Source organism: Protofrankia sp. CiP1_Cm_nod2 (assembly GCF_920664355.1).
Taxonomy (GTDB): domain Bacteria; phylum Actinomycetota; class Actinomycetes; order Frankiales; family Frankiaceae; genus Protofrankia.
This window is the reverse complement of record NZ_CAKKTL010000209.1, coordinates 1-5,384: the sequence shown is the minus strand read 5'-3', so window position 1 is coordinate 5,384 and position 5,384 is coordinate 1. Positions and strand designations below refer to the sequence as shown.

At 71.5% G+C, this 5,384-nt stretch carries 3 protein-coding genes and 1 pseudogene; 2 read left to right on the top strand and 2 right to left on the bottom strand.

Annotation, left to right across the window (positions count from 1 at the left end; genetic code table 11):
* On the bottom strand, positions 1-1,486 hold a 1,486-nt coding region (locus NBW84_RS19160; RefSeq protein WP_250286118.1), incomplete at its 3' end, for an ABC transporter substrate-binding protein.
* Positions 1,487-2,189: 703 nt separating this feature from the next.
* On the opposite strand from NBW84_RS19160, the pseudogene NBW84_RS24525 reads away from it, so the two are divergent.
* Positions 2,190-2,371 (top strand): annotated as a pseudogene (locus NBW84_RS24525) (SDR family NAD(P)-dependent oxidoreductase); the annotation flags it as partial.
* A 75-nt stretch (positions 2,372-2,446) separates the two neighbouring features.
* On the opposite strand, the gene NBW84_RS19150 reads toward NBW84_RS24525, so the two are convergent.
* Entirely contained in the window at positions 2,447-3,355 is a 909-nt protein-coding gene (locus NBW84_RS19150; protein WP_250286117.1) for a TauD/TfdA family dioxygenase, read from the bottom strand.
* 848 nt (positions 3,356-4,203) lie between these two features.
* On the opposite strand from NBW84_RS19150, the gene NBW84_RS19145 reads away from it, so the two are divergent.
* Positions 4,204-5,384: FAD-dependent oxidoreductase (locus tag NBW84_RS19145; protein ID WP_250286116.1), on the top strand; the 1,181-nt coding region annotated here is incomplete at its 3' end.

Here is a 5,384-nt window from a genome sequence, read left to right as displayed (position 1 = left end):
AGAGGGACGACAGGTTGTTGGTCGGGTAGCCGGTGACACCGGCCCGCACGACCTGCCGGGCCGGGCCGAGCAGCAGCCAGTCGCTGGCCGCGTCCTCGGAGATCTGCCGGGCGAGCCTGCGCAGGTTCTGGTCACGCTCGGCGTCCGAAGCCGCCGTCACCGCGGCCCGGTAGTCCTGCTGGGCGGCCGGGCTGTCGTAGCGCCAGTAGTAGCCCGGCTTCGCGTAGTTGCCCAGGTCCCGCGGTTCGGCGTGGTCGACGATGCTCAGGTCGTAGTCGGCGTTCCGGTACACCTGGGTCAGCCAGGTGGGGAACTCGACGCTGGTGATCCGTACCGTGATCCCGATGTCCTGGAGCTGGGAGCGCACGTACTCGGCGATGGCCGGCGGGTAGATGTTCGCGACCGTCAGGCCCAGGGTCAGCCCGCCGGCGTGGCCGGCGTCGGCGAGCAGCTTGCGGGCGTTCGCCGGGTCGTACCTGTCGATTCCGGTGAGGTCCTCGTACCAGGGGTCCAGCGGCGGGACGGAACTGCCGATCCGGGTGCCGCCGCCGAGTATCTTGATCAGTCCGTCCTTGTCGATGCCCTGCCGGATCGCGTGCCGGACCCGCGCGTCGGACAGCGGGGCGCGCGAGTGGTTGAACCCGAGAGTGATCTTGTCGCTGCTCGTGCCCGTGGAGACGGCGAAGTTCGGGTTGCCCTGGTAGGAGTTGACCAGTTCGATGTCGGTGATGGTGCCGATGTCGACCTGCCCGGTCCGCACCGCGTTGTTCTGCGCGTTCGGGTCGGTGAGGTAGCGGAAGACCACCCGGGCGACGCCGGCCTTCGGCCCCCAGTACCGGTCGTTGCGCACGAGCGTGACGCTGTCGCCGTGCCGCCAGCTGTCGAACCGGAACGGGCCGGTGCCGACCGGCCTGCTCTCCAGATCGGTGGCGCCCTCCCGGACGATGACGCCGGCGGCGCCGGTGAGCCGGTAGGTCAGGTTGGTGTCGCGGTCCTTCAGGGTGAGCACGACGGTCTTCTCGTCGGGCGCGGTCACCGAGGCCACCGAGGCCAGGTCGGCGGCGTTGGGATTGACCGATCCCGGCGCGCTGGCCCGGCTCAGGGAGGCCACCGCGTCGGCGGCACGCAGCGGTGAGCCGTCATGGAAGGTCACGCCGTCCCGCAGCGTGAAGGTGTAGGTCTTCCCGTCTTCCGAGACCTTGTAGGACGTGGCCAGCGCCGGGGTGATGACGCCGGAGCCGTCCCGCTGGAGCAGCCCCTGGTAGACGTTGTTGAGCAGGATCTGGCCGATGGCGGCGCCGGAGGCCCTGGTGATGTCGAGGCTGCCCGGCTCGAGAACGAGCCCGACGGTCAGGGTGGCGTCCGGGCTGGGCCTGCCGGCCGTGGTGGCTGCCGGGTCCGCCGCGCCGCCGGAGGCGTCCGAGCCGCAGGCCGTGAGCACCGCCAGCGCCAGGGCTGCCGCGCCGGCGAACAATCTGGTCTTCATCAGCTGCCTTCTCCTGGAAAGCCGTCGGGCACGGTCACGGCCGCGACCAGCGACGCCGCCGAGACCGTCCGGGGCCGCCCGATGCTGGCCGGCGCTTCCTGGCGACAGGACGGGCGCGAGCGTCGATGGTTACATAAAGTGACCAAAATGGGTGTTGGTGCATGCGCTGCATGCGCTGCATGAGGTGCGGGCCGTCTGCCGGAGCCCTGCCACCCCGCCGTACACGACGCCGCGCACGACGCGCCGCCATGGGGCGGTGCGCGACCCGTCGCGAAGGCCGCGGCCCCGCGGGGAAGCCGCGGCGATAAAGCGCGGTACGGCAGGAGAAGCGGGGGAGAGCCGGGAGGAGCAGCACCGTGCTGGCCGGCTCCGGTTCCGCGCGCTGCCGCCGATGGACGGTCCGGGCCTGACAGCTGTCAGCGGGGAACCGGTCCGGTGGGCAGCTGCCGTTCCGCCGCCACGCTCACCGGGCTTTCGGGATCAGCAACAGATCTGGTCGAAATGGTGCGCGCGGCGCGAGATCCAGAACGGGTCGAGAATCATCGCTGGCAGCCGACGCCCTGTGCGCACCGCATGAATGTAACCTCACGCGGGGTCAGACTCAATCAGGACCTCGCGGACGAGACCAGGCGGAGCCGGGCATGGATCGGACGAGACCAGGCGGAGCCGGGCATGGATCTGGCGAGACCAGGCGGAGCCGGGCATGGATCTACGGCTGGACGGGCGGCGCGCGATCGTGACCGGTGGCAGCCGTGGCATCGGGCGGGCCATCGCCAGGTCGCTGGCCGCCGAAGGGGCCAAGGCCGTGATCGGGTCGTGATCGCCGCGCGGGACGCCGACGCCCTGGCGGTGGCCGCCAGGCAGCTTGCGGCGGCGACCGGCGGCGGCCGGCAGCACCGTGCTGCCGGCCGCCGCCGCAAGCTACGCCGGCGGCCCGGGCCGTGTGTGTGGACGGGGTGGCTATGCGGCGAGCGGGGTGTAGTGGGAGGCGTCGTCCCCCTCGACGGCGTAGCTGCGCCGGCCGTCCACCCCGACCGGTACGTCGCCGGCGACGGTGACCCGGTGCAGCAGCCGCGGCAGGTCGCCGTAGTCGTCCACGCCGTAGTGCTGGGTGCTGCGGTTGTCGAAGAAGACCAGGTCACCGGGGGCCCAGCGCCACCGGACGGTGTTCTCCGGCCGGGTGACGTAGGTCTGCAGCAGGCGGAGGATGTCACGTGACTCGGTCACGGACAGCCCGACGACGCGCTGCGCGAACCCGCCGATGAACAGGCCCCGCTCACCCGTCTCGGGATGGACGCGGACCACCGGGTGGGCGGTCCGGTACTTCCGGGAGACGAAGATCTCGCGGTACTCCTTCGTCCGCGCCGTCTCGGCCGGCGGGATCGCGTAGTCGTAGTCGTTGGTGTGCTCCGCCCAGATCCGGTCGGCCAGTTCGCGCAGGTCGCCCGGGAGGTCCTGGTAGGCGGTCACGGAGTTGGCGATGAGGGTGTCCCCGCCGGCCGGGGGGATCACGACGGCGCGCAGGGTGCTCGCGGCCGGCGGGGACACGACGAACGTGACGTCGGTGTGCCAGTTGTTGGCCCGCCCCTCGGCCGAGTCCACCCGCAGCACGTTCGGGCTGCCGGCCAGGGACGGGACGGTGGGGTGCGCCGTGGTGAGCGCGCCGAAACGGGCGGCGAAACGCTGCTGCCCGGCGTCGTCGATTTCCTGCCCGCGGAAGAACAGTGCCTTGTGCTCGACGAGCGCGGCCCGGACCGACGCGATGACGGTGTCGTCGCCGAGCGCGTCACGAAGGTCCACGCCGACGATTTCGGCGCCGATCCGTCCGGTTACCCTGCGGATGTCGAGATCCGTGCTGACGGCGGCCATGTCGCTCCTTGGCGGTCCGGGAACGTGAGTGTCCGACGGCGCGGAGGGAACCACGGGAGAGGCCGCGGAGGAAACATGGCCGCGCCGCCTTCGGTCCTTCAGTCCTTCGGTTTTCCTGCCGGTTCTCCTCCCGGCCGGCGGGGAGAAGCGTTCCGGCGGCCGGCCCCGACGGTTTCCTCGTCGGCCCGTGTCGCCATGCTCGTGTCCGCCGCGGAACGGGTCAATATTTAGCGGTCCGGTGAAAATAATTCGGCGGGGCCGTCCGCGCCGGTGGACGATGCGGACACGATGAGTGGATGCCGCTCCACCCAGGAAGGCGGCGGGGCCCGGGATCCGGAGCGATCATGATCGCTCCGCCTTCGCGCCGTGTCGGCCGCTCCCGTGGGTGGGTTGACAGCCGGCCATTCCTGCCGACATAGTCGCCAACATGTCGGGGAACAGGCTGTCGGTCCGGCGGGTGGTGGACCATGTCCGTGTCGTCAGTGGACCGTGTCAATTCTGGTCGAATTTAGGTTGATCAGAACTGGCATTTTCGTGGTATTTTCCGGAAGCATTCAACAGTCGTTCGGACGCGATTCCGTCTGTCACTGACAGTGGTGACGGAAATCATTTTTCGGGTCGTAAAACATATCGATGGTGATATCGGTCCGCGGATGGCTGGCGAAATCGCGGAAATTTTCGGCCCGGCTGGTGCCCGGAGACCCACCCGTCCCGATCATGATTCGGCCGGCTGCCGAGAACCGAGAACCGAGAACAGGGATCCTGATGAGTGACCAGCCCCGCCAGCCACACCGACACCGCGACGTGTCCTCGACATGTGCCGGCCAGGCCGGCGTCGGCGGCCCACGGTGAGCGCCGCGTCGAGACGCCGTCCGCGGCTGGTCGCGGCCCCCGCCGAGACCGACGTCCTCGTGCTCGGCGGAGGCCCGGCCGGGACGTGGGCGGCGCTGGCGGCGGCAGGCCGCGGCCAGCGGGTGACGCTCGCCGACAAGGGCTACTGCGGCACCAGCGGCTCGACGGCGGCCGCCGGTAACAACCTGTGGTACCTGCCGCCGGGTGGGAGCGCCCGGTCGGAGGCCATCGCCGCCCGGGAGACCGCCGGCGGCCATCTCACCGACCGACGCTGGATGGCACGCGTCCTCGACCGGACGTGGCGGGCGGTCGAGCAGCTGACGGACTGGGGCTATCCGTTCCCGGTGGCCGACGACGGCACCCCGCAACGCGGCAGCCTGCAGGGCCCGCAGTACATGCGGCTGATGCGCCGCCAGGTCCGGCGCGCCGGCGTCGTCATCCTCGACCAGTCACCCGCCCTTGAGCTGCTGGCCGACCCCGACGGTGTCGTCACCGGCGCCGCCGGCGTCCACCGCCAGCGGGGCGGCGAGCCCTGGCGGGTGCGGGCCGGCGCCGTGGTCCTGGCGACCGGGGGCTGCGCCTTCCGGTCCGGTGCGCTGGGGCTGAACGTGGACACCGGCGACGGCGCGCTGATGGCCGCGGAGCTCGGCGCCGAACTGTCCGGGATGGAGTTCTCCTGCCAGTACGGCACCGCGCCCGCCTTCGGCGCGCAGACCAAGGGCCTGATGTACCAGTTCGCCGTGTTCACCGACGCCGACGGCGCCGAGCTGGCCACCGCCGCGTTCCCCGGTGGGCTGCTCGACGTACAGCGGGCGGCGCTGCGCACCCAGGTGCACGCCCGGCTCGAGCGGGCGGCGCCGCACCTTCGGGAGGCGATGCGCTGGTCGCAGCCGAACTTCTTCCTGCCGTTCGACAAGCTGGGCATCGACCCGTTCACCCAGCGCTTCCCCGTCCGTTTCGTCATGGAGGGCACCGTGCGCGGGACGGGCGGGCTGCGCGTGGTCGACGACGGATGCGCGACCACCGTCCCCGGGCTGTTCGCGGCCGGCGACGCCGCGTCCCGCGAGCTCGTCACCGGCGCGATCAGCGGCGGCGGCAGCCACAACGGCTCCTGGGCGATCTCCTCCGGCGGCTGGGCCGGCGCGGCGGCGGCCCGGTTCGCCGCACGGCGCCCGGC